The organism is Delftia sp. WSY_16 (assembly GCF_043104415.1).
GTDB lineage: Bacteria > Pseudomonadota > Gammaproteobacteria > Burkholderiales > Burkholderiaceae_C > Comamonas > Comamonas tsuruhatensis.
Genome location: NZ_JBICKS010000027.1, coordinates 46572 through 69507 on the forward strand (window position 1 = coordinate 46572; position 22936 = coordinate 69507).

The 22936-nt window shown below is 68.7% G+C and carries 21 protein-coding genes; 9 read left to right on the top strand and 12 right to left on the bottom strand.

Annotated elements, in window-relative coordinates; all coding sequences use genetic code 11:
- Positions 1-14: 14 nt before the first annotated feature.
- The 6 genes from ACF8O7_RS14675 (at position 15) to ACF8O7_RS14700 (ending at position 5340) form a co-directional block, all read left to right on the top strand.
- Positions 15-1205, top strand: coding sequence for an FAD/NAD(P)-binding oxidoreductase (locus tag ACF8O7_RS14675; RefSeq protein ID WP_043791050.1), 1191 nt, complete (start codon positions 15-17; stop codon positions 1203-1205).
- A gap of 51 nt (positions 1206-1256) precedes the next feature.
- Positions 1257-1685 (top strand): DUF1641 domain-containing protein, encoded by a 429-nt coding sequence (locus tag ACF8O7_RS14680; RefSeq protein WP_012204259.1) that lies wholly within the window; start codon positions 1257-1259, stop codon positions 1683-1685.
- Positions 1686-1868: 183 nt separating this feature from the next.
- Positions 1869-2780 carry an EamA family transporter gene (locus tag ACF8O7_RS14685; RefSeq protein WP_392443643.1) on the top strand — a complete coding sequence of 304 codons (912 nt, stop codon included), beginning with the start codon at positions 1869-1871 and terminating at the stop codon, positions 2778-2780.
- A 255-nt stretch (positions 2781-3035) separates the two neighbouring features.
- Positions 3036-3362 carry a DUF3649 domain-containing protein gene (locus tag ACF8O7_RS14690; protein WP_016449744.1) on the top strand — a complete coding sequence of 109 codons (327 nt, stop codon included), beginning with the start codon at positions 3036-3038 and terminating at the stop codon, positions 3360-3362.
- Entirely contained in the window at positions 3359-5011 is a 1653-nt protein-coding gene (locus ACF8O7_RS14695) for a PepSY-associated TM helix domain-containing protein (RefSeq protein ID WP_392443645.1), read from the top strand. Before ACF8O7_RS14690 ends, ACF8O7_RS14695 begins: the two co-directional genes overlap by 4 nt.
- Positions 5008-5340 carry a DUF3325 family protein gene (locus ACF8O7_RS14700; protein ID WP_392443647.1) on the top strand — a complete coding sequence of 111 codons (333 nt, stop codon included), beginning with the start codon at positions 5008-5010 and terminating at the stop codon, positions 5338-5340. Before ACF8O7_RS14695 ends, ACF8O7_RS14700 begins: the two co-directional genes overlap by 4 nt.
- A gap of 1 nt (position 5341) precedes the next feature.
- Here the strand turns inward: ACF8O7_RS14700 and hpaI are convergent, their stop codons facing one another.
- The 4 genes from hpaI to ACF8O7_RS14720 are packed head-to-tail and all read right to left on the bottom strand — an operon-like array spanning position 5342 to position 10259.
- Positions 5342-6148, bottom strand: a complete 807-nt coding sequence (gene hpaI / locus ACF8O7_RS14705) for a 4-hydroxy-2-oxoheptanedioate aldolase (protein ID WP_392443648.1) — start codon at positions 6146-6148, stop codon at positions 5342-5344.
- A gap of 30 nt (positions 6149-6178) precedes the next feature.
- Positions 6179-7666, bottom strand: a complete 1488-nt coding sequence (locus tag ACF8O7_RS14710; RefSeq protein ID WP_392443650.1) for an NAD-dependent succinate-semialdehyde dehydrogenase — start codon at positions 7664-7666, stop codon at positions 6179-6181.
- 34 nt (positions 7667-7700) lie between these two features.
- Positions 7701-9230 carry a UxaA family hydrolase gene (locus ACF8O7_RS14715; protein WP_126311731.1) on the bottom strand — a complete coding sequence of 510 codons (1530 nt, stop codon included), beginning with the start codon at positions 9228-9230 and terminating at the stop codon, positions 7701-7703.
- A gap of 33 nt (positions 9231-9263) precedes the next feature.
- Complete coding sequence (locus ACF8O7_RS14720; protein ID WP_046239777.1) at positions 9264-10259, bottom strand: tripartite tricarboxylate transporter substrate binding protein; 996 nt, start codon at positions 10257-10259, stop codon at positions 9264-9266.
- Between the two features lie 137 nt (positions 10260-10396).
- Between ACF8O7_RS14720 and ACF8O7_RS14725 the strand changes: the two genes are divergently transcribed.
- Positions 10397-11335, top strand: a complete 939-nt coding sequence (locus tag ACF8O7_RS14725) for a LysR substrate-binding domain-containing protein (protein ID WP_043791045.1) — start codon at positions 10397-10399, stop codon at positions 11333-11335.
- Positions 11336-11464: 129 nt separating this feature from the next.
- On the opposite strand, the gene ACF8O7_RS14730 is transcribed toward ACF8O7_RS14725, so the two are convergent.
- The 4 genes from ACF8O7_RS14730 to gorA form a co-directional block, all read right to left on the bottom strand.
- Entirely contained in the window at positions 11465-12700 is a 1236-nt protein-coding gene (locus ACF8O7_RS14730; protein ID WP_280048327.1) for an NAD(P)/FAD-dependent oxidoreductase, read from the bottom strand.
- The gene (locus tag ACF8O7_RS14735; protein WP_016449735.1) at positions 12697-13749 is read right to left on the bottom strand and encodes a hypothetical protein; all 1053 of its coding nucleotides are present in this window, start codon (positions 13747-13749) and stop codon (positions 12697-12699) included. Before ACF8O7_RS14735 ends, ACF8O7_RS14730 begins: the two co-directional genes overlap by 4 nt.
- A gap of 114 nt (positions 13750-13863) precedes the next feature.
- Entirely contained in the window at positions 13864-14118 is a 255-nt protein-coding gene (locus tag ACF8O7_RS14740; protein ID WP_126311729.1) for a hypothetical protein, read from the bottom strand.
- 625 nt (positions 14119-14743) lie between these two features.
- Positions 14744-16093: a glutathione-disulfide reductase gene (gene gorA, locus ACF8O7_RS14745; RefSeq protein WP_126311728.1), complete on the bottom strand. Its 1350-nt coding sequence runs from the start codon at positions 16091-16093 to the stop codon at positions 14744-14746.
- 403 nt (positions 16094-16496) lie between these two features.
- Here gorA and ACF8O7_RS14750 point away from each other — a divergent pair, with 403 nt between their 5' ends.
- Positions 16497-18518: an Ig-like domain-containing protein gene (locus ACF8O7_RS14750; protein ID WP_392443656.1), complete on the top strand. Its 2022-nt coding sequence runs from the start codon at positions 16497-16499 to the stop codon at positions 18516-18518.
- Positions 18519-18556: 38 nt separating this feature from the next.
- Here the strand turns inward: ACF8O7_RS14750 and ACF8O7_RS14755 are convergent, their stop codons facing one another.
- Positions 18557-19645 (bottom strand): tartrate dehydrogenase, encoded by a 1089-nt coding sequence (locus ACF8O7_RS14755; protein WP_017406912.1) that lies wholly within the window; start codon positions 19643-19645, stop codon positions 18557-18559.
- A gap of 130 nt (positions 19646-19775) precedes the next feature.
- Here ACF8O7_RS14755 and ACF8O7_RS14760 point away from each other — a divergent pair, with 130 nt between their 5' ends.
- Positions 19776-20690 (top strand): LysR substrate-binding domain-containing protein, encoded by a 915-nt coding sequence (locus ACF8O7_RS14760; protein ID WP_017406911.1) that lies wholly within the window; start codon positions 19776-19778, stop codon positions 20688-20690.
- A 33-nt stretch (positions 20691-20723) separates the two neighbouring features.
- On the opposite strand, the gene ACF8O7_RS14765 is transcribed toward ACF8O7_RS14760, so the two are convergent.
- The 3 genes from ACF8O7_RS14765 to ACF8O7_RS14775 form a co-directional block, all read right to left on the bottom strand.
- Complete coding sequence (locus tag ACF8O7_RS14765; protein ID WP_016449728.1) at positions 20724-21170, bottom strand: GatB/YqeY domain-containing protein; 447 nt, start codon at positions 21168-21170, stop codon at positions 20724-20726.
- A 116-nt stretch (positions 21171-21286) separates the two neighbouring features.
- Positions 21287-21499, bottom strand: coding sequence for a 30S ribosomal protein S21 (rpsU, locus tag ACF8O7_RS14770; protein ID WP_003052999.1), 213 nt, complete (start codon positions 21497-21499; stop codon positions 21287-21289).
- Between the two features lie 165 nt (positions 21500-21664).
- Positions 21665-22885 carry an NAD(P)/FAD-dependent oxidoreductase gene (locus ACF8O7_RS14775; protein WP_133074114.1) on the bottom strand — a complete coding sequence of 407 codons (1221 nt, stop codon included), beginning with the start codon at positions 22883-22885 and terminating at the stop codon, positions 21665-21667.
- Positions 22886-22936 lie beyond the last annotated feature (51 nt).

Below are 22936 nucleotides of genomic sequence, written 5' to 3' on the forward strand. Positions count from 1 at the left end.
AAGGAGTAGCAGGGATGGCGCATCACATCTTGATCATCGGAGGGGGCATTGGCGGCACCATGACCGCCAACCACCTGGTCAGCAAGCTGTATCCGGAGGTGGTCACGGGCAAGGTGCGCATCACCATGCTGTCGAATTCGCCCTGGCACTACTACAAGCCTGCCTTCATGTACGTGGCCTTCAATGCCTTCTTCCGCGACGAGTTGCGGCGCAGGCAGCGCGGCCTGCTGCGGCCCGAGATCGACTTCCAGGTGGAAGAGGTGGAGCGTTTCGACTTTGCGCTGCAGGCCGTGCACTGCAGGAGCGGCAAGCGCTTCGGCTACGACCATCTGGTGATCTCCACGGGCTGCGTGCCCTCGCCCGAGCGCATCGAAGGCCTTGCCGAGGCCGGCGACCACTTCTACCAGCACGCGCCCGCGCGGCAGCTGGCCGACAAGCTGTCGCGCATAGAAAAGGGCCGCATCTTCGTCACCGTCACCTTTCCCAAGACGCCCAATGTGCCGCACCAGTGCGGCATCGCGCCCATAGAGACCACGCTGATGCTGGACGACCTGCTGCGCCGGCGCGGCGTGCGCGACAAGGTGGAGATCGTCTACACCTATCCCACGGTCTCGCAGCTGCTGCGCAACTGCCTGTTCCTGCAGAAGGACACCTGCGAGATCCTGCCCACGGTGTTCGAGCAGCGCGGCATTCGCCACCAGCGCGGCTTCACGCTGGCGCGCGTGGACCCCGAGGCCAAGGTGGCCCACTCGGAAGAGGGCCAGGCCGAGGACTTCGACATCCTCATGGCCACGCCGCCCATACGCGCCGTGCAGGCCGTGCGCGACTGCGGCCTGTCGCAGGCGCAGGACGGCGAGGGCTGGCTGCCCACCGACCACGAGACCATGCAGGTGCTGGGCCAGAGCCATGTCTATGTGCTGGGCGATACGGTGGACCTGCCGGTGAGCAAGGCCGGCGGCGCCTGCCACAACCAGTCGCCCGTGGTGGTGAACAACATCGCCTCGCAGATCCGCTTCGGCCGCACCAGCGATGCCTACGACGGGCGCGTGGTAGCCATCGCCCAGATGGGCCTGGACGGCGGCATGCCGCTTTGGTACGACTACCAGGTCGACGTCAAGCCCACGCCGCCGACCAAGGTCGGCTCGATGATGCGCAAGGGCTTCAACCGCGGCATGTACTGGGCCGTGGCCCGCGCCCTGGTCTGAGGCCAGGGCCTTTGCATTGTCATTCCAAGCACGAAGACAAGGAGCACCGAGATGAACATCGCTTCCGACATTCCCGTGGCGCAGCCCGCCGCCGGCGGCCTGCTGCAGGACGACGCCGCGCTGCAGGGGCTGGCCGAACTGATGGGCAAGCTGGAGCCGCTGCTGGCGGGCCGGCGCCTGAACCGCGTGGTCGATCTGCTGTCGGCCACGGCGGACCTGGTGGACATGGCAGACGACTACATGGTCGAGAAGGTCGCCAAGGCCTTCGAGGATGGCGTGGGCGGGGCCTGGGCCGCGGGCAATGCCGCGCGCATGGCGGCGGCCCAGGTGCAGGCCATGGAGGAAACGCCCACCCTGATCGGCCTGATGCGCATGGCACGCGAGCCCGATGTGCGGCGCGGCCTGGCCTTCATGCTGGCCATGGCCGGCGCGCTGGGGCGCCAGCATGCCCACGATCCCATCGACTACGCGGCGGACTGAAACGCAGGGCCGAGCCACGGCCGCCCGGCAGCGCACGGGCTGCGGTGGTACAAACGCCGGGGGCGGATGTGATCCGCCCCTTTCTTTTTGCCCATTGCCCGCCATGCCTTCTTCCTGTTCCTTGCCGGTGCTGCCGGCCGCTGTCCCTGACCATTGCAGGCCCCGCCGCACCGAGGGCAGGGCATGACCGCGCAGCACCTGAGCCGTGGCGACTGGGCGCGTGCGCTGCTGGTCATCCTGATCTGGGGCACCAACTTCGTGGCCATGAAGTTCGGTTTGCTGACGCTGTCGCCCATGCTGCTGAGCGCGCTGCGCTTCGTGGTGGCGTCGCTGCCCTTTTTGCTGTTCGTGCGCCCGCCCAAGTCGGTGGGCTGGCGCTATCTGGCCGCCTATGGGCTGGTGCAGGGCGTGGGCCAGTTCGGCATGCTGTTCCTGGGCCTGAAGTTGGGCATGCCGGCCGGCATGGCCTCGGTGGTGCTGCAGACGCAGGCCTTCGTCACGCTGCTGCTGGCCGCCTTCCTGCTGGGCGAGCCCGCGCGCCTGTGGCATTGGCTGGGCCTGGTGGTGTCGCTGGGCGGGCTGGTTGCCATTGGCAGCGCCCATGGCGAGGGCGACAACGCCATGACGCTGGCCGGCTTTTTGCTGACCGTGGGCGCAGCCTCCATGTGGGCCGTGTCCAACATGATCACGCGCTATGCGGCGCGCAGCGGCCCCTACGAGCCCTTCCCCTTCATCGTCTGGAGCAGCATCTTCCCCATCGCGCCGCTGATGGCCCTGGCTGTCTGGACCGATGGCGCGGATACGGTCGTGCAGCAACTGGCGGGGATCGACCTGACCGCCGTGGCCTCCATCCTGTACCTGGCGCTGCTGGCCACGCTGCTGGGCTACGGCCTGTGGACGCGCCTGCTGCAGCGCTATGCGGCCGGCACGGTGGCGCCGCTGTCGCTGATGGTGCCCGTGGTGGGCCTGGTCTCGGCCATGCTGCTGCTGGGCGAGCGGCCCACCTTCATGCAGTGGATGGGCACGCTGGCCGTGCTGGCGGGCATGGTGATCAACCAGTTCGGCGGGCGCTGGCTGGCGGGGCGGGCGCGATAGGGGAACAGGCGCCAGGGGGATGGTCGGGGCCGGTGGCAGCAGGCCGGCTTTGCATTTCTTTAAATGACTCGGGTAATAAAAATCATTATCATTCCCGCTCTTTGAAAGGCGGCGTGCTCCAGGCGCGCGGCCAACGCCCGGCGCCGCACAGACCTTGAACTGTTGTGGCGCCTTTGTCCGTCCGGGCCTGCGCGCGGTGTCTGCAGCGGCCGCGGCGTCCATGACGGGCAACGATCCGCAAGAAAGGTCATCCCCATGCAAGCCTCGACCCCGGGAGGGTCCTCTCCATCCTTGCTGCGCTACCGCGTGGCCGTGGCCTCGCGCGCCTTGGCGGCGATCGGCGGCGGCTATCTGCTGTCGGCCGCCTGCGCCGCCACGGGCGCGCGCGCCATGGTCTGGCTGGGCGTGGAACGGGCCGATGCGGCGCTGGGCTCGACGCTGCTGGCCTTCATCATCTACGCCGTGGCGGCCATGTGGGCCTTTGGCTGCGCCAGCGCCTGGCGCGCCTGGGCCGTGATCGGCCTGCCGGGCGCGGGCCTGGGACTTCTGGCCTGGGTGCTGTCGAACGGAGCCGCCGCATGAGGGCAGACGGCAAACCCGAGGGACTGCGCCAGTCCATGTCCTGGCTGCACACCTGGAGCGGCCTGCTGCTGGGCTGGCTGCTCTACGCGGTGTTCTTCACGGGCACCCTGAGCTATTTCCGCGACGAGATCAACGACTGGATGCGGCCCGAGCTGCACGGCTCGGTGCAGGATGCCGATACCGCGCAGCGCGCACTGAACGCCATGCAGCGCATCGCGCCGGAGGCCACGACCTGGACGCTGGGCCTGCCCGGCCCGCGCCAGGTGGCGGTGGCCGCATCCTGGCGCGAGCCCGGCGCCGCCACGGGCCGCGCAGGCACCAAACGCGCCGAGATCGACGCCGCCACGGGCGAGAAGCTGGAGCCGCGCGAGACACGCGCCGGCAACTTCTTCTACCGCTTCCACTTCGAACTGCACGCCATGCCGCGCATCTGGGGCCGATGGATCGTGGGCTTCGCCACCATGCTGATGTTCGTGGCCATCATCACGGGCGTGATCACGCACAAGAAGATCTTCACGGACTTCTTCACCTTCCGCCCGCGCAAGGGCCAGCGCTCCTGGCTGGACGCGCACAACGCCACGGCCGTGCTGGCATTGCCGTTTCACATCGTCATCACCTTCAGCGGCCTGGTGCTGCTGATGTTCATGCTCATGCCCTGGGGCATACAGGCGGCCTACAACGGCGACACCAATGCCTACTTCGCCGATGTGCGCGGTGCACGCGGGCAGGCGGCCAACCAGGGCCCTGGCGCGCGTGGTGCCGGGCCGGAGCGGCAGGCCGCCGCGCTGGCCGACATCGCGCCCATGCTGGCCGAGGGCGCGCGCCGCTGGCCCGAGCACGGCGTGGGCAGCATCACCGTCAACGCGCCCGGCACCTCGCGCGCGGTGGTCGAGCTGCGCGAAGGCGGCGGCATGAGCCTCATCAACCGGGGCCAGTCCGAGACCCTGCGCTTCGACGGCGTGACCGGCCAGTTGCAGGCCAGCCCCGAGGCGCCCGCCATCTCCTGGGTGCGCGCCACCAGCAACGTGATCACCGGCGTGCACCTGGGCCGCTTTGCCGAGCCCGCCACGCGCTGGCTGCTGCTGCTCAGCGGTGTGATCGGCACCTTCATGGCCGCGTCGGGCATGGTGCTGTGGGTGGTCAAGCGCATGCCCGAGCGCCGCAAGCTGGGCCGCACGCCCTTCGGCCACCGTCTGGTGGAGGTGCTCAACGTGGGCTCCATCGCGGGCCTGTCGGTGGCCGTGGCCGGCTTCTTCTGGCTCAACCGCCTGCTGCCCGTGCCCATGCAGGCACGCAGTGATTGGGAGATCAACGGCTTCTTCATCATCTGGCTGCTGTGCCTGCTGCATCCGCTGCTGGTCTCGCACCGCAATGCCTGGCTGCAGCAGATGGCGCTGGCCGCCGTGCTGTATGCGCTGCTGCCCCTGCTCAACCTGCTGACGGGCGGCGCATCGCTGGTGCAGACCCTGGCCAACGGGCAGTGGAGCATCGCCAGCTTCGAGCTGCTGATGCTGGGCCTGGCCGCCATCCACGGCGTGGTGGCCTGGTGGCTGCTGCGCGGCAAGCCGGCAGCGGCTGCATTGCCTGCAGCCGCCCGCACGCAAACCCGCACCACCAGCCATGCCCCCACGCTGGAGCGCGCGTCATGATGATTCTTGCCGCCTTTTTTCTGGCCTTTGCAGGCTTTGCCGTCGTCGCCGCTTCCATGGACCGGCACCAGGACCAACTGCGCACCGAAGGCCTGGAACCCGCGCGCCTGAAGGCCTGGCGGCTGGCCGGCTACGCGCTGCTGGCCCTATCGCTGGCGCCTTGCCTGCTGCGCTGGAATGCCTCGGTCGCCTTGGCCGCCTGGCTGGGCCTGCTCACCTTTGCGGCCCTGGCCCTGGGCCTGCTGCTGACCTATGCGCCGCAGTTCGCGCGGCGTGTGGCGGCCGCTGCAGCGGCGGCGGGGCTGCTGGCCTGGCTGGTGGCTGGCTGATTCAATAGGCGGCAGCTGCCTGCTGTGCAGGCGCGGCCACCGGCGAATCATCGAACTGCCCCCGCAGCCTGCGCGCCGCATTCGCAAACAGCAGCACATCCACGCCCACGGCCACGAAGCTGCAGCCCAGGTCCAGGTAGCGGCGGGCCAGGGCGGGGTCCGAGGTCAGGGTGCCGGCCGCCTTGCCGCTGGCGATGATGGTCTTCATGGCGGCTTCGATGGCGGCCTGCACTTCGGGGTGGCCGGGGTTGCCGCGGTGGCCCATGGAGGCGGCCAGGTCGGCGGGGCCGATGAAGATGCCGTGCACGCCGTCCACCGCGCAAATGGCTTCAAGGTTGTGCAGGGCGGCCACGGTCTCGGCCTGCACCAGCAGGCAGACCTCGTCGTCGGCCACCTGCAGGTAGTCGCCGCGTGCGCTCCACTGCGATGCGCGGCCCACGGCGCTGCCCACGCCGCGCACGCCCAGCGGCGGGTAGCGCGTGGCGGACACCACGGCGCGCGCCTGTTCGGCCGTGTCCACCATGGGCACTAGCAAGGTGGTGGCGCCTATGTCCAGCATCTGCTTGATCAGGGCCGTGCTGCCTTCGACCACGCGCACCACGGCCTGGGCCGGGTGCGGGGCCACGGCCTGCAGCGCGGCCAGGGTGCTGCGCACGTCGTTGGGCGCGTGCTCGCCGTCGATCAGCAGCCAGTCATAGCCGCAGGTGGCGGCCGCCTCGGCCAGGTAGGGGTCGGCCATGGACAGCCACAGGCCGATGCGAGGCTGGCCTGCGGCCAGGGCGGTCTTGAAGGGGTTATGGGCTGGCATGGTGTCCGGTGATTTCGTGGAGGGAAAGATTCAGTCCAGCAGGCCCTGGCAGACGTACTTGGTGTGCAGGTAGTCGTCCAGGCCGTGGGTGGAGCCCTCGCGGCCGTAGCCCGATTCCTTGACGCCGCCGAAGGGCGCTGCCTCGGCGGCCAGCGCGCCTTCGTTGATGCCGACGATGCCGGTCTCCAACGCATCGGCCATGCGCCAGATGCGGCGTGCGTCATTGCTGTAGAAGTAGGCGGCCAGGCCGAAGGGCGTGTCGTTGGCGGCGGCGATGACCTCGTCCTCGCTGTCGAAGACGGTGAGCGGCGCCACGGGGCCGAAGGTTTCCTCGCAGGCGCAGGCCATGGAGGCATCGGCGCCCGTGAGCACGGTGGGCGCGTAGTAGTTGGCGCCCAGGGCATCCAGGCGCCTGCCGCCCGTGAGCACCCTGGCGCCGCGCGCCACGGCGTCCTGCACATGGCGCTCTATCTTTTCCACGGCGCGCGCATTGATCATGGGGCCGATCTGCGAGGCCGGGTCGCTGGCCGGGCCCACGTGCAGCGCGGCCACGCGCGCGGCCAGCTTCTGTGCAAACACGTCGTGCACGCTGCGGTGCACGAAGACGCGGTTGGGGCAGACGCAGGTCTGGCCGCCATTGCGGAACTTGGCGGCCATGAAGCCGTCGACGGCGGCATCGATGTCGGCGTCCCCGAAGACGATGAAGGGCGCATTGCCGCCCAGCTCCAGCGAGAGCTTCTTGAGCGTGTCGGCGCTGCGCCGCGCCAGGTGCTTGCCCACGGGCGTGGAGCCCGTGAAGGTGATCTTGCGCACGCGCGCATCGTCCAGCCAGACATCCACCACCTCGGGCGTCTTCTCGCGCGAGGCCGTGACGATGTTGAGTACGCCCGCAGGCACGCCTGCCTCCTGGGCCAGCAGCACCAGGGCCAGCGAGGTCAGCGGCGTGTCTTCCGCGGGCTTGCAGACCACGGTGCAGCCGGCGGCCAGCGCGGGCGCGATCTTGCGGGCGATCATGGCGGCAGGAAAGTTCCAGGGCGTGATGGCGGCCACCACGCCCACGGGCTCGCGCAGCGCAAGCATGCGCCGGCCCGGCACGGGTGCGGGAATGATCTCGCCGTTCATGCGCGTGGCCTCTTCGGCAAACCATTCGATGTAGCTGGCCGCGTAGGCGACCTCGCCCTTGCCCTCGGCCAGGGGCTTGCCCTGCTCGCGGCTGATGAGGCGGCCCAGGTCATCCTGGTGGGCCAGCACCAGGTCGTTCCAGCGCTTGATGATGGCGGCGCGCTGTTTGGCGGGCGTCCTGCGCCAGGCGGGGAAGGCGGCATGCGCGGCGTCCAGCGCGGCGCGGGCCTCGGCGGCGCCGGAGTCGGGCACCTCGGTGATCGGTGCGCCCGTGGCGGGGTCGGTCACGGCCAGGCGCGGGGCGGGAGCGGCGGGCGTGGCCGTCGCGGTCGTCCATTGGCCGGCGATGAAGTTGGCGCTGCGCAGCAGCTCGGGGCGGGTCAGGGTCAGTGGCATGGAATCGGTGGATGCAGGTGTTGTAAGGGGCGGCTCAGCTCACGATGCCCAGGTGCCAGGGCACGAACTCATGGTCGCCTAGGCCCAGGGCCTCGCTCTTGGTGGGCTCGCCGCTGGCGTGGCGCAGGATCTGCGCGAAGATGCGCTGCCCCATCTCGGGCACGCCGCATTCGCCGTCCACGATCAGGCCGCAGTTGATGTCCATGTCCTCTTCCAGACGGCGGTACATGGGCGTGTTGCTGGCCAGCTTGATGGTGGGCGCGGGCTTGCTGCCGAACATGGAGCCGCGCCCCGTGGTGAAGCAGATCAGGTGCGCGCCGCTGGCAATCTGGCCCGTGGAGGCCACGGGGTCGTAGCCCGGCGAGTCCATGAACACAAAGCCAGGCTCGGTGATGGGCTCGGCATATTCGTAGACGGCGCGCAGCGGCGTGGTGCCGCCCTTCATGGCCGATCCCAGCGATTTCTCGAAGATGTTGGCCAGGCCGCCGGCCTGGTTGCCGTGGCCGACCATGCCGTTGAACTGGGCGTTCTGCCCGGCCGCGTAGCGCTCCCACCAGGCCAGGCGGTCCAGCAGCTTCTGCCCTACGGCTGGCGTGATGGCGCGGCGCGTGAGCATGAATTCCACGCCATGGATCTCGGGCGTTTCCGACAGGATGGCCGTGCCGCCGTGGCGCACCAGGATGTCCATGGCCGCGCCCAGTGCCGGGTTGGCCGTGATGCCCGAAAAGCCGTCCGAGCCGCCGCACTCCAGCCCGATCTTCAGGTGGCTGGCACTGACCGTGCTGCGCCGCGCGGCATCGGCTTCGGGCAGCATCTCTTCGATGGCGCGGATGCCTGCCTCTATGGTCACGCGCGTGCCGCCGACCTCCTGCATCACCAGGGTGCGCATGAGCCGGCCTTCGCACAGGCCCTGCGACTCCACGAGGGCATCGACCTGGTTGCGCTCGCAGCCCAGGCCCACGATGAGCACGCCGGCCAGGTTCGGGTGGCGCGCATAGCCGGCCAGCGTGCGGCGCAGCACGTCGAAATGCTCGCTGGGCGAGGACATGCCGCAGCCGCTGGTCTGGGCGAAGGCCACCACGCCGTCCACGTTGGGGAAGGCTGCCATGCGCTCGGCCGTGAAATGCGCGGCAATGCGCTTGATCACCGTAGCCGAGCAGTTCACCGACGACAGGATGCCGATGAAATTGCGCGTGCCCACGCCGCCGCCGGCGCGCACAAAGCCCTGGAAGCTGGCGCGCTGCGCCTCGGGCACATAGTCCACGGGCCGCACATCGGCGCCGAAGGCCGGGTCGCGGTAGTAGTCCACGATGCGCAGGTTGTGGCTGTGCACATAGTCGCCGGCCTCCAGCTCACGCGTGGCCACGCCGATCACGGTGTCGTACTTCTTCACCTGCTCGCCCTCTGCGATGCGGCGCGCGGCGATCTTGTGGCCCGCAGGCACCTGGGCGCGGGCGCGCACGCCCAGTTCGGGAATCTCCTGGCCCAGCGACAGAGCGGTCCTGGCGACCAGCACGTTGTCGTTGGGATGCAGGTGCAGCAGGGGGCTATCGGTGCGGGACATGCGGGGCTTTCATCGGTGTGGGTTCGCGGGCGGTCAGCCCTTCATCAATTCGCGCAGCTTGAGCTTGTCGATGAGCACGGTCTCCTTCTGGTAGACCGTGTTCACGTACTTCTCGTAGTCCGGGCCGTCCAGGTACAGCAGCGGCGCATCCAGCTTCTCGGCCACGGACTTGAACTCGGGGCTGGCCACGGCGGCGCGAAAGGCCTCGCGCAGCCTGGCCGCCACGGCCGGGTCCAGGCCACGCGGCGCGCCAATGCCGTTGGGCGCATCGACCACCACGTCGTAGCCGCATTCGCGCAGCGTGGGCACGTCCTTGAAGCGCGCCGTGCGCTGCTCGCCCCAGGTGGCCAGCAGGCGCAGCTTGCCGGCTTCCACATGGGGGGCCCAGGAGCTGGAGTCGGCCAGCGCATCCACATGGCCGCCCAGCACACCCTGCAGTGCCTCGGCGCCGCCCTTGTAGGGCACATGGTTGAGCTGTATGCCGGCCACGCCCGCAAACTCCTCCATGCCCACATGCGTGGCACCGCCCACGCCTGCATGGGCATAGGTCACCTGGCCGGGCCTCGCCTTGGCGGCGGCCACGAAGTCCTTGAGCGTCTTGAACGGCGAATGGGCGGGCACGGCAATGCCGAAGGTCTGGCCCGAGGTGCGCGCGATGTAGGTGTAGTCCTTGCGCGGATCGGCCTGCAGGCTGCCCAGTTGCGAAAAGCGCGTGACCGAGATGGGAATCTGGCCGATGGTGTAGCCGTCCGCCCTGGCCGAGGCCAGCGCCTTGGCGCCGATCATTCCCGAGGCGCCCGCGCGGTTCTCCACCGCGATCGGCTGGCCCAGCAGCTTGCCGGCCACGGTGCACAGCGCGCGCATGGACTGGTCGGCCGTGCCGCCCGCAGGCCAGGGGCAGATGAAGGTGATGGGGCGTTCGGGCCAGTTCTGGGCGAAAAGACGTCCGGTGGCGGCCAGTGCGCTGGCGCCGAGCGTGGCGAGCACGAATTCGCGCCGGCTTGCATGGCGTGTGCGTGGGGTGTTCATCGCTTGTCTCCTGTATTGGCTTTTTGCAGCCCTGTGATCCGGGCCTTGGGCTGACTGGCGCGATTGTTCAGCGCCTGATCATGACAATCCAATGAAAAGATAGACTGGCTTCATAACCTCAAAGCTATGAAGACCCCATGAGCAAGATAGACCGCGTGCTGCGCTCCAACCTCAAGCTGCGCCATCTGCAGCTGCTGGTGGCGCTGGACCAGTTCCGCCACCTGGGCCGCGCCGCCGAGTTCCTGGCCGTCACCCAGCCCGCCGTCTCCAAGACCCTGGCCGAGATCGAGCGCATGCTGGACATGACGCTGTTCGAGCGCTCCACGCGCGGCACCGAGCCCACGGCGGCCGGGGTCAGCATGGTGCGCTTTGCGCGCTCGGTGCTGGCGGGCTTCGAACGCACGCGCGATGAAATGGCGGCCGAGGCCAGCGGCACACGCGGGCGCACCAGCGTGGGCGCCATGGTCGTGGCCACGCCCGTGCTGCTGGCCCGGGCCGTCGAGCAGTTGAAGGCGCGATCGGCCCAGACCACGGTGCTGGTCGAGGAGGGCGATCTCACGCGGCTGCTGCCCAAGCTGCGCATGGGCGAGCTGGACCTGTTCGTGGGCCGGCTCGAACCCGGCTATGCCTCGCCCGACCTGGAAACCGAAGCCCTGTACGACGAGCCCATGGTCGCCGTCGTGCGCCCCGGCCATGCGTTGCTGGCGCAGCCTGCGAGCTGGCAGGCGCTGGCCGACATGCCCTGCGTCATGCCCCCGCCCTGGGCATCGCTGCGCGTGAAGCTGGAGCAGCAGTTCTTCGCCCACGGCCTGCATCCTCCGGCCGATCTGGTGGAGTCCGCCTCATTCCTGTCGCAGATCAGCTTCCTGCACCAGCGCGGCGCCGTGGCCTTCATGGCGCGCGGCGTGGCCGAGCATTTCGCGCAGCAGGGGCTGGTCGCCGTGCTGGACCTACCCGTGCCCATCGACCTGCCCCCCGTGGGCCTGATCACCCTGCGCGGCCAGCCGATGACGGCGACGACGCGGTTGCTGGTGGAGTGTTTGCGGGCGGTGGGGCGCAGCCTGGCAACGCGCTGATCCTGCGGCTGCGGCTGCGGCTGCGTTGGCGCTGCGCCACCGGCGCCGCCGCATTCGGCATGAGGCTCTGTCCCTCCGTGGCCTGCACCGCATGCTCGCTGCAGCCGTGCTCCATGAAGGCAATGGAGATCATGGCGTGAGTGGGGCTTTGGAGGGGAGCGTTGGGAAACCGGGGTCGGCGCAGTGCGTGGCGGCGATGGCCTTGCGCGCAGCCATGAATTCGCCCGGCGAATTCACGCATTCGGCGGCGCACAGCTGGCCGCCGCGCAGGTGCAGGACGGCGAACCTGCCGCTGGCCGGGTTGCCGCGCAGCACGGTCTGGTCGCCCTGGCCGGGCAGGCCGGCGATCTGCAGCCTGGTGTCGTACTGATCGGACCAGAACCAGGGCGTTTCATGGGCGGGCAGTTCGCTGCCCGTGATGGCGCAGGCCGCGCGCCGGGCCTGTTCGAGCGCGCTGGGCACGCTTTCGAGCCGGTGCAGCCCGGGGTAGCCGGCCAGCGGGCGGCGCGTGGCATCGCCTATGGCGTAGATGCCGCTCATGGCGGTGCGGCCTTCGCCATCCACGGCAATGCCGTCGGCGCAGTCCAGGCCGAGGGATTGCGCCAGTTCCATGCAGGGCGCCGCGCCCACGCCGATGAGCACGGCATCGCACTCCAGTCGGGAGCCATCGGCCATCCACAGGGCCGTGATGCGGGTGGGGCTGTCTCCCTGGATGGCGGCGACCGCTGCATTGAAATGCACCTCCACGCCATGGCCTGCATGCAGCTGCAGCAGATGCGCAGCCATCTGCGGCGAGGCGCTGCGCGTCAGCAGCCTGCCTTCGCGCTCGATGATCCGGACCTGCACGCCCAGCTTGCGGGCCGTGGAAGCGATTTCGAGGCCCGCATAGCCGCCGCCGATGATGGCCAGGCAGCGTGCGGTCTGCAGATGGCCCCGCAGCGCCTGCGCGTCTTCCATGGTGCGCAGGTAGGTGATGCCAGGCCGCTCATCCCCGGGCAGGACCAGCCAGCGCGGCGCGGAGCCTGTGGCAATGACCAGGTGTTCGTAGTGCAGCACCGATCCGTCGTTCAGCGCCACCTGCCGCGAGCCCGGCTCTATGGCCATGGCGCGCATGCCCGGGCGCAGGGCGATGGCCTGGTCCGCGGAGGCGCCGGCGGGCCGCGGCAACAGCTCGTCCGGGCCCATGGCCTGCTGCAGCCATGCCCTGGACAGCGGCGGGCGCAGGTAGGGCGGCAGGTCCTCGCCGCCGACCACAGTGATCGGACCCGGGTGGCCGTACTGGCGCAGTAGGGCGGCCAGGGTGCCACCGGCGTGTCCGGCGCCGATGATGACGGCATGGCCTTGGGGGTGTTGTGCGGGGTTCATGCTGCACCTTCGCAGGAGGCCCGGAGTACGGGGCGGGCGCAGATCTCGTCCCAGGCTTGCCGCATGAAGCGCGCGGCCGCCACGTTCTGCTCCAGCAGGTCATAGCCTGCGCCCAGGCCGTAGTCGGGGAGATTGATGAATTCGGTGGTGAGGTAGCGCAGCGGGCTGTGCGGCTGCGCATGGTGGCAGGCCAGCACCTTGCGGATGGCCTCTTTGGAGGGCTCCAGCAGGTAGGCATGCCAGGGCGAATGCCATTCGCCGGGTCCGGGCCGCAGCATGGGGTACTGGATGCCCCGGCCCGGGCTGCCGTCCTCGTCGCGGTGCCACAGGTTCAGGGGCTGGTTGGGGCCGGCCGCGCGCAGCTGGGCCCAGCGCACGATGCCCATGTCCAGCCATTGTTCGCACAGCGAGCCGGGCTCGAACGGGTCCAGCACCAGTTCGCCGCGCTCGAGCAGCCCGCGCACGCCCGACCGGTCCAGCTCGGCCGGGTTGCCGATCTTGAAGTTCACATGGCTGTAGTCCAGCGTGAAGTGAAAGGGCACGCCGCGTGCCTGCACGCGCCCGGCCACGCTGCGCACGCGCAGGAAGTCTTCGGTCCACGTGTTCACATGCAGCGCGAAGCTGGGCTCCACGCCCAGGCCCATGGCGTCGTCATAGACCCGCAGATAGTGTTCGGCGATTTCCACATCGGACAGCACATGGCCGTCGCGGTGGTGCTTGAAGGTCATGATGTTGTGGCAGCGCACGCCGATCTCGCGGCAGATGCGCAGGTTGCCGGCCAGCAGGACCTCGTCCTCGCCCAGGCGGTAGAACCAGCTGGCGGTGTGCACGGGCAGCTTGAATTCGGCGATGGCCGACTCGTAGTCGGCCAGCTGGTGGCGCAGCGGCAGGCGGTCGAAGCAGTCGAACACGCCGGTCTCGCTGACGAGGCGGAACTGCTCGCGTATGGGCAGCTCCTGCAGGCCGATGGGCTGGTGGCGCGAGGAGCGCTGCACGCCACGGCCGTTGCAGCCGATGGGCGGGAGGGTGGGGCGGGGGGCTTCGTGCATGACCTGCTCCTCAGCCGCCCGTGGGCGCGCCCACGATCATGCGGTCCGCCGGCAGAGGGTGGCCCGCGTTGCGCGACCCGGTCAACGGGGACCGGGCATCGAGTACATCGGTTGTCATGGATCTGTCTCCTTGTTGAGTGTGGTGTTGCGCCCCGGCCGCTGCTCAGCCCCATAGGCGCTGCGGGCCAAGAAGGCGTCATCGGCCAAGCGGCTCCCGGCGCCGCTGCCCGCACGGTGGAAGGCCTCCAGCGCGAACACTGCTTTCAGCCTGCAGCCCAGCGCCTGCGTTTGCCGCAGGGGCCAGAAGCTGGCCTGCATGCCGCCTGGCGCGGGCTCGCCATGCCCTGTCTTCGAATGCAGTCTGGGCATGGGATGTCTCCTGGGCTCCGATCGCGGCTCTCGACCCATGGCTGCTGGGTTGATGCGGAAAATCAAGGTGTATGCACTCGAATTAAGTCGGATTGCCTACAAAGAAACACCAAGGCTTTCCATGGAGCAATGCCTCTTTTTCCCCGCGTACAAGGATTGTGAATTTTTCGATTTGACTTGACTATCGGGAAAATACTTTATTTGTTTTTGACTATTGAATTGGGTGTTTGAGCGTAGGCGCTTGAAATTCCCGCGGTGGACGGATGTTTCCACCGGGGCCAGCGTGGCGACGCAGGACCCTGGACGGTGGCAATGCACCGCAAGCAGCTGAAATGTCAGCGCACAGCCATGCCGGCAGCGCCGGCATGCAGGAGCAGGAGGTCCATGTCGGGGGAAGGAAAAGGAAAAGGAGAAGGACAAGGAGGAGGAGCGGAGCCGGCTGCGGATCGCGCGCAGCTTGCGGCTGCCACCAGCGTCCGCGAGGCTGGCGTCAGGAGCACGGCGCAGATCGGCCTGCTCCCGGCCATTCCCGATGCCTTCGCCGACCTGGGCGGCTTCGCGCTCGCCCGGCGCGTGCCCTGCCCAGGGCGGTGGTCAACCGCCGAAGGCAGGTGGTGCGCGCCGTTCAGCGCATGGTCACGAACTCTTCTGCCGCCGTGGGGTGGATGGCCACGGTGTCGTCGAAGTCGCGCTTGGTGGCGCCCATCTTGAGCGCCACGGCAAAGCCCTGCAGCATCTCGTCCATCCCCAGGCCGATGCCGTGTATGCCCACGATGCGTTCCTCGGGGCCCACGCAGACCAGCTTCATGCGCGCGGGCTGGCGGTGGCGCGTGACCGCCGTGTACATGGCGGTGAAGGCCGACTGGTAGATCTTGACCTGATCGTCGCCAAATCGCTCGCGCGCCTGCGGCTCGGTCAGGCCCACGGTGCCGATGGGCGGGTGGCTGAAGACCACGGTCGGCACGTTGTCGTAGTCCAGGTGCTCGCCGGTCTTGCCGTTGAACAGGCGCTCGGACAGGCGCCGGCCTGCGGCCACGGCCACGGGCGTGAGTTCGATGCGGCCCGTGATGTCGCCCACGGCGTGGATGCCGGGCACATTGGTGTCCTGGAACTTGTCCACCGCGATGTGGCCGCTGTCCTGCAGCGCCACGCCTGCGGCCTCCAGGTTCAGGCCCGAGGTGTCGGGCCTGCGGCCCACGGCCCAGACCACGCAGTCCACGGTGTGGCTGCTGCCGTCCTGCAGTTGCAGATCCAGGCTGCCGTCGGCATTGCGGACCACGGCCTTCGGGGTGGCCTGGCGGTGCACGGCGGGGCCTTCGGCCTCCATGATCTCCATCAGGGTCTGGCTCAGCAGCGGATCGAATCCGCGCAGTGCCGAGTTCTGGCGCAGGAACAGATGGGTCTGCGAGCCCAGCGCGTGCAGCACGCCGGCAATCTCCACGGCGATATAGCCGGCACCCACCACGGCCGTGCGCGCAGGCAGGGCCTTGAGGGCGAAGAAGCCGTCGGAGTCGATGCCCAGCTCGGCGCCAGGTATGTCGGGCCGTGCCGGGCGCGTGCCCGTGGCGATGAGGATGTGGTCGGCACTGAGCCGCTGGCCGCCCACCTCCACGGTGCGCGCATCCACGAAGCGGCCAAAGCCCTGGATCAGCTCGACCTTGTTGCGCGCCAGGCCGCTTTCATACGAGGCATGGATGCGGTCGATGTAGGTGCTGCGGCTGTCCAGCAGGCGCTGCCAGTCCAGGCCCTCGACGGTGGCATCCCAGCCGTAGTCGGGGCCGTAGCGGTGCATGGCCTCGCCGATCTGGGCCGCATGCCACATGACCTTCTTGGGCACGCAGCCCACGTTGACGCAGGTGCCGCCGATCTCGCCGGCTTCGATCAGCGCGCAGTGGCGCCCGTGCATGGCGGCGCGGTTGGCCGATGCAATGCCGCCGCTGCCGCCGCCGATGACGATGTAGTCGTAGTGCTTCATGGAGATTCCGTGCTGTGTCTGAGCGGCCCGAATGCCGCAGCCGGCCATCTTGCCCTGTTCGCCGGCCAGAGGCCTGCGGCGGGGGCAATGCCGCCATCTCCGCGCCCAGACGACGGCCCGGTTGGCCGGCATATCGCCGCTTTGCAGGGCCGGGGGCAGCAGGCGTTTGGTGGCGAATGAACGGACGGTGGCGCGGCAGCCCGCGTTGCGCAGGGGGCGGGACGCACTGTCAAGAAAAGCGCAACGCGCAGTCAAGGCGCGGGCAGGTGCGGCCGCTAGGCTCCTGCATTGCCGGTACCCCCGGCACGGACCAGAAGAACAGCAAGTTGAAACGGGAGTGCATGTGAGAGAACGAGGCAGTCGCCTTCAGGCGGAATTTTCCAGGGCCCTGATGCCGTGGGTGGTGGTATTCGGAGCCGGCCTGCATTGCGTCGCGGCCGTGGCCGCGCCGGCGCAGGGGCTGGTCATGACGGGCTACCAGACGCAGTCCAACGCTTGGTATACGTCCATGGTGACCGAATACACGTTCAGCGTGGGCGGCGTGGTGCAGCAAGGCGGCTCGCCGCCCTCCACTGCGGATTGGGTCACCCCTTCCAACTACTGGGATGACGGCTGGGGTCTCAACAGTTGGAACGAGGACTACACATACAGCTACCAGGGCCAGGTCCTGCGGACGAGCGATCCCATGGGAATTCCCGCAGCGGCAGCCTGGGCCACGATCAGCTCCTTTCAGATCGAGGGGTCCTCCCTCCCGCGCCCCATCGACAGCACTGTTTTCCACTATTCGCTCGATGGCATCCAGACCCTGCTCGCCATGGACGCATCGTCCATCCCCGCCAATGCGGTCTGGGCGGGTCTGTCATCCCTGTCCGATGGGTGGCATGCAGCGCAAAACCCTGGGTTTGCCGGCTATGTGCTGGGCCGCCCGGTCTTCAGTCTGGCTCCCGTCGTCGACCCGCAGGCGGGCGGTGTGACGGCCAAGGCCCGCGTGGCGCTGGACCGGGACGGCACGGGCTACTGGCAGGTGCTTGCTGCGGCCGCAGCGGCGCCGGATGCCGCCACGCTGCAGGCCGGCGGCTCCCCGGTCGGCATGACGGCAGGCGTGGTCCACGATATCGATATCGGGGGGCTGGCGGTGAATACGGCCTACAGGCTGCACTTCATCGCCAGGGATGGCGCAGGCCGCGTGCAGCCGGACGTGGCCAGCGTGCCCTTCACCACGCTCAGGCGGGAGCAGAGCATCGACTTTGCGCAGCCGTCGGCGCAAACCTTCGGCACGACATTCACGCCCGTTGCAACGGCTACCTCCGGCCTGGCCGTGACGTTTTCCGCATCTGCGCCAGAGGTTTGCACCGTCGATGCCGCAGGGGTGTTCAGCTTCCATTCCGCAGGCACTTGCACGATGACGGCCCGGCAGGGCGGCGACGCGACCTATGCTCCCGCCCCCGAGGTGGCTTACCCGGTGACGGTGCAGCCTGCTGCGCAGAACATCGTCTGGAGCATGCCGGCGCCTCTGGTCGTGGATGCACGGGTAGCTCTGAGCGCCGCCGGCGGTGGCTCGTCCCAGGCCGTGCAGTTCAGCTCCCTGACGCCGGCGGCGTGCTCCGTCAGCGGTGCCGAGGTGTCCGGCAGGCTGGCGGGTACGGACAACTGCCTGCTGGCCGCCGATCAGCAGGGGGATGCCAACCATCTGCCTGCGGCCCGGCAAGTCCTGTCCCTGAGCATCGGCAAGGGCCCGCAGGCCATTGCCTTCACTTCCGTGGCGCCAGCGGCCGCCAAGGTGGGCGATACCTATGCCGTGGCAGCAACGGGCGGGGCTTCCGGCAAGGCGGTGGTGTTCTCCGTGGATGCGGCGACGGCTGCCCATTGCACCATCGCGGGCGGTTCTGTCTCCTTCATTGCGCCGGGACCCTGCCGCATCCTGGCAGACCAGGCCGGCGATGCGAACTACGAGGCGGCGGCAAGGCAGCAGCAAAGCGTGCAGATCGCCCAGGCCACAACCACCCTGGCGATCACCTCCACCCCCAACCCTTCCCGGCCCGGCGACGATGTGACCATCAGCGTGTCGGCCGTGACCGGGGCGCAGGACCGACGGGGGGCGCTGCGGGCGATGGCGGCGGCGCTCCCCTCGGGCAGCATCACGGTCTCGTACAACGGGGCGCAGCTGGGGTCGGCGCCCCTGGTTGGCGGCGCCGCCAGCATCACGGTCCGGCTGCCCGTGGCGGCCGGATCCCACGGCCTTGTGGTCGACTACAGCGGGGATGCAGTCCACGCCCCGATGAGCCAGGGCTTCACACAGGCCGTGGTGGCGGCGCCGGTGCCCACGCCTGTGCCGGCCCTGCACACCGTGGCGCTGGTCATGCTGAGCCTGCTGGCGGCCGGGATGGGGGCCGGCAGGCTGCGCAGGGGCCGCATGGGCCGGTAGGCCAGGCTGCCGGGCGGCATGAACCCCGGCGCGGCGCCTCAGGCGGCAGCGATGCGCCGGGCGATGGCCTGGCCCACCTCGGTGGTGCTGGCCGTGCCGCCCAGGTCGGGCGTGCGCGGGCCGCTCCTGATGACTTCCTCGATGGCCGAGACGATGGCGTCGTGCGCCGCGCGGCCTGCGCCCTGGCCGTGGGTCAGGAAGTCCAGCATCAGCGCCGCCGACCAGACCATGGCGATGGGGTTGGCGATGTTCTTGCCGTAGATGTCGGGCGCCGAGCCGTGCACGGGCTCGAACAGGCTGGGGAAGCTGCGGTCGGGGTTGAGGTTGGCCGAGGGGGCCAGGCCGATGGTGCCCGTGGTGGCCGGGCCCAGGTCGCTGAGGATGTCGCCGAACAGGTTGGTGGCGGCCACCACGTCGAAGCGGCCCGGCTGCAGCACGAAGCGCGCGGTCAGGATGTCGATGTGCTGCTTGTCCAGCGTGACTTCCGGGTAGGCCTTGGCCACGTCCTCGGCGCGCTGGTCCCACCAGGGCATGCTGATGGCGATGCCGTTGCTCTTGGTGGCCAGGGTGACGTGCTTGCGCTCGCGGCTTTGGGCCAGGTCGAAGGCGTACTTGAGCAGGCGCTCGGCACCCTTGCGCGAGTAGACCGATTCCTGGATCACGATCTCGCGGTCCGTGCCCTCGTACATGATGCCGCCCAGCGAGGTGTACTCGCCCTCGGTGTTCTCGCGCACCACGTAGTAGTCGATGTCGCCGGGCTTGCGGCCGGCCAGCGGGCAGGGCACGCCCTCGAACAGGCGAACGGGGCGCAGGTTGATGTACTGGTCGAACTCGCGGCGGAACTTGAGCAGCGAGCCCCACAGCGAGACATGGTCGGGCACGGTGGCGGGCCAGCCCACGGCGCCGAAGAAGATGGCATCCATGCCGGACAGCTGCGCCTTCCAGTCGTCGGGCATCATTTTTCCGTGGGCCAGGTAGTAGTCGCAGTGGGCCCAGTCGAAATGGTGGAATTCGAGCTTGATCGCAAAGCGGCTGGCGGCAGCTTCCAGGGCGCGCAGGCCTTCGGGCATGACTTCCTTGCCAATGCCGTCACCGGCGATGACGGCGATCTTGAATGTGTCTTGCATGGTGTCTGTCCTTGGATCGAATGGATGGATATGAAGCGGCGCCGCTGACAGCCAGGCCGCATGCATGGCATTGTTGGCTGCGCCAGGGCTAAATACAATCGGCCAACTGTGGTTCCATTATTTACAGATCGTGAATAAACAGCCGTCTCCCGAAGACCTGCGCGTCTTCACCGTGGTGGCCCGCAAATCCGGCTTTGCCGCTGCGGCCGAGGAATTGGGGGCTTCGCCCGCCTATGTGAGCAAGCGCATCCGCCTGCTGGAGGAAGAGCTGGGCGTGAAGCTGCTGCACCGCACCACGCGCCGCGTGGCCGTGACCGAGGAGGGCGAGCGCGTCTTCCACTGGGCGCAGCGCATCCTCGACGACATGGACCAGCTGATGCAGGAGGTGGCCATCACGCGCAGCGAGCCGCGCGGCCTGCTGCGCGTGAGCAGCAGCTTCGGTTTCGGGCGGCATGTGATCGCGCCCGCGCTTTCCAGGCTGGTGGAGCGCCATCCGGGGCTGCAGGTGCGGCTGGACGTGTTCGACCGGCTGGTGGATGTGGCGGGCGAGGGCTTCGATCTGGATGTGCGCGTGGGCGACGAGATCGCGCCCCACCTGATTGCGCGGCGCCTGGCCGACAACCACCGCGTGCTGTGCGCCGCGCCTGCCTACCTGGCGCGCCGTGGCACGCCGCGCACGCCGGCCGAGCTGTCGGCCCATGACTGCCTGGCCATCAAGGAGCGCGACCAGGCCTTTGGCGTGTGGCGGCTGCGCGCGGGCGCGGCCGAGCAGGCGGTGAAGGTCACGGGGCCGCTGTCGGCCAACAACGGCGAGATGGTGGTGCAGTGGGCCGTGGACGGTCGCGGCATTGCGCTGCGCTCGCTATGGGATGTGGGCGCCCATCTGCAGGCCGGGCGCCTGGTGCAGGTGTTGCCCGAATGGCGGCAGGAGGCCAATGTCTGGGCTGTGTATCCGACGCGGCTGCAGCTGTCGGCCAAGGTGCGGGTGTGCGTGGAGTTCCTGCAGGAACACTTCAAGAAGGAGTGGATGGCAGCCGCTCCCTGAGCGGGGCGGCTGCTGCAGCGGACTGGCCGGGGATCAGCCTGCCAGGGCAGCCTTCACTGCGGCGGAGACCTGGCCCATGTCGGCCTTGCCTGCCAGTTGCGCCTTGACCGCGCCCATGACCTTGCCCATGTCGCCGGGGCCGGATGCGCCCAACTCGGCCACGATGGCCTTGACGGCGGTGGCCACTTCCTCGGCCGACATGCGCTCGGGCAGGTAGGCGGTCAGCACGGCCATCTCGGCCTTTTCCTTGTCGGCCAGGTCCTGGCGGCCCGCGCCCTCGAAGGCGGCGATGCTGTCCTTGCGCTGCTTGATCAGCTTGTCCACGATGGCGATGACGGCGGCGTCGTCCAGCTCGATGCGCTCATCGACTTCCTTTTGCTTCATCGCTGCCTGCAGCAGGCGGATGGTGCCCAGGCGCTCGCTGTCCTTGGCGCGCATGGCGGTCTTCATGTCTTCGGTGATCTGGGCCTTGAGGCTCATGGCTTTTCTCCTGAGGTGATGGCGTCGGAAAACACGGAACAAAAAACAAAAAACCCGCGCCTGGCGTCCCGAGCGCGGGTTTTGCGGCTGACGAGAGCCGGCTGGTCAAGGGCTGATCAGTACAGCTTCTTGGGCAGCTGCATGCTGCGAACGCGCTTGTAGTGACGCTTGACGGCGGCAGCCTTCTTGCGCTTGCGTTCGGCAGTGGGCTTCTCGTAGAACTCGCGAGCGCGCAGGTCGGTCAGCAGGCCGAGCTTTTCGATGGTGCGCTTGAAGCGGCGCAGGGCAACTTCATAGGGCTCGTTTTCTTTTACGCGGATGGTGGTCATTAGCTAGATTTCCAGATATCTGTGCTGACAGCGGGTTCCCGGGAAGATCGGGCCTGAGAGCCATGTTCAGCGGTTGGTCCCCGTCCAAAGTTAACTAGTATTGGCCGACGGGGCGATTGCCAGCAAAGCGGGCGATTATACGCGAGACGAAAGCGGTCTGACAAATCAGGCAGAAGGCAAGGCCTGCGCACAGGCGTACCCACTGGCCCAGGCCCATTGGAAGTTGTATCCGCCGAGCCAGCCGGTGATATCCACCACTTCGCCAATGCAGTACAGGCCCGGCTGGGTCTTGCATTCCATGGTCTGCTGCGAGAGCGCCCGCGTGTCCACGCCGCCCAGCGTCACTTCCGCCTTCTTGTAGCCTTCCGTGCCCGTGGGCACGATCTCCCAGCGTGACAGGCGCTCGGCCAGCTGGTTCAGGGCCTTGTCGGAGGCTTCGGCGATGGGGCGCTGCCAGGCAGCATCCTGCTGCACCCAGGCATCGGCCAGTCGCGAGGGCAGCCACTGCGCCAGTTCATTGGCGATGAGCTTGCGCGAGCGCGACTTGGCCCTGAGCAGCTCGCCCTGCAGGTCCACCTCGGGCGCGAGGTTGATGCTCAGGGGCGTGCCGGGCTTCCAGTAGCTCGATATCTGCAGCACGGCCGGGCCCGAAAGGCCCCGGTGCGTGAACAGCAGGTCTTCCATGAAGGCCATGCGCTCTTTCTTGCTGCCGGTGCTGATCTCCACGGGCAGGGCCAGGCCCGCGAGCTGGGCGTAGGGGGCCCAGGCGTCGCCATCGAAGGTCAGCGGCACCAGGCCCGGCGTGCGTTCGACCAGGGGCAGGCCGAATTGCTGGGCCAGGCGGTAGCCGAAGTCGGTGGCGCCGATCTTGGGGATGGACAGGCCCCCCGTGGCGATGACCAGGCTGGGCGCCTGCACGGCGCCCCGGCTGGTCTGCAGGCGGTATTGGCCGTCCGAGTGCGCCACGGAATCGACCTTGCAGGGCTGCCAGCGCTGCACGCCGCCGGCCTGGCATTCGGCCAGCAGCATGGCGATGATGTCTTCGGCCGAGCGGTCGGCAAACAGCTGGCCCTTGTGCTTTTCATGGTGGGCGATGCCGTGCCTGTCCATGAGCGCAATGAAGTCGGCCGGCGTGTAGCGCGACAGGGCCGAGCGGCAGAACTGCGGGTTGCCGCCCACGAAGTGCTTGTGGGGTGCGCGCACGTCCAGGTCGCGGTTGGTGAAGTTGCAGCGGCCACCGCCCGAGATGCGGATCTTCTCTGCCACCTTCTCCGCGTGGTCCAGGAGCAGCACCGACAGGCCACGCTGTCCGGCCTGGGCCGCGCAGAACAGACCGGCCGCGCCGGCGCCGATGACGATGGCGTCGAAAGAGAGGGAAGAGGTCACAAAAACGTCACTCGGGGGGCAAAAGGGCGCCCATTCTCGCGCAATGGCGCT

Bases quoted from the DNA above. Each gene is read 5' to 3' on its own strand.
- ACF8O7_RS14755 (WP_017406912.1), bottom strand. From the start codon at position 19,645: ATGCAAGACACATTCAAGATCGCCGTCATCGCCGGTGACGGCATTGGC.
- ACF8O7_RS14710 (WP_392443650.1), bottom strand. From the start codon at position 7,666: ATGCCACTGACCCTGACCCGCCCCGAGCTGCTGCGCAGCGCCAACTTC.
- ACF8O7_RS14720 (WP_046239777.1), bottom strand. From the start codon at position 10,259: ATGAACACCCCACGCACACGCCATGCAAGCCGGCGCGAATTCGTGCTC.
- ACF8O7_RS14700 (WP_392443647.1), top strand. From the start codon at position 5,008: ATGATGATTCTTGCCGCCTTTTTTCTGGCCTTTGCAGGCTTTGCCGTC.
- ACF8O7_RS14735 (WP_016449735.1), bottom strand. From the start codon at position 13,749: ATGCACGAAGCCCCCCGCCCCACCCTCCCGCCCATCGGCTGCAACGGC.
- rpsU (WP_003052999.1), bottom strand. From the start codon at position 21,499: ATGACCACCATCCGCGTAAAAGAAAACGAGCCCTATGAAGTTGCCCTG.
- ACF8O7_RS14680 (WP_012204259.1), top strand. From the start codon at position 1,257: ATGAACATCGCTTCCGACATTCCCGTGGCGCAGCCCGCCGCCGGCGGC.
- ACF8O7_RS14715 (WP_126311731.1), bottom strand. From the start codon at position 9,230: ATGTCCCGCACCGATAGCCCCCTGCTGCACCTGCATCCCAACGACAAC.
- ACF8O7_RS14685 (WP_392443643.1), top strand. From the start codon at position 1,869: ATGACCGCGCAGCACCTGAGCCGTGGCGACTGGGCGCGTGCGCTGCTG.
- ACF8O7_RS14740 (WP_126311729.1), bottom strand. From the start codon at position 14,118: ATGCCCAGACTGCATTCGAAGACAGGGCATGGCGAGCCCGCGCCAGGC.
- gorA (WP_126311728.1), bottom strand. From the start codon at position 16,093: ATGAAGCACTACGACTACATCGTCATCGGCGGCGGCAGCGGCGGCATT.
- ACF8O7_RS14765 (WP_016449728.1), bottom strand. From the start codon at position 21,170: ATGAGCCTCAAGGCCCAGATCACCGAAGACATGAAGACCGCCATGCGC.
- ACF8O7_RS14725 (WP_043791045.1), top strand. From the start codon at position 10,397: ATGAGCAAGATAGACCGCGTGCTGCGCTCCAACCTCAAGCTGCGCCAT.
- ACF8O7_RS14695 (WP_392443645.1), top strand. From the start codon at position 3,359: ATGAGGGCAGACGGCAAACCCGAGGGACTGCGCCAGTCCATGTCCTGG.
- ACF8O7_RS14730 (WP_280048327.1), bottom strand. From the start codon at position 12,700: ATGAACCCCGCACAACACCCCCAAGGCCATGCCGTCATCATCGGCGCC.
- hpaI (WP_392443648.1), bottom strand. From the start codon at position 6,148: ATGCCAGCCCATAACCCCTTCAAGACCGCCCTGGCCGCAGGCCAGCCT.
- ACF8O7_RS14675 (WP_043791050.1), top strand. From the start codon at position 15: ATGGCGCATCACATCTTGATCATCGGAGGGGGCATTGGCGGCACCATG.
- ACF8O7_RS14690 (WP_016449744.1), top strand. From the start codon at position 3,036: ATGCAAGCCTCGACCCCGGGAGGGTCCTCTCCATCCTTGCTGCGCTAC.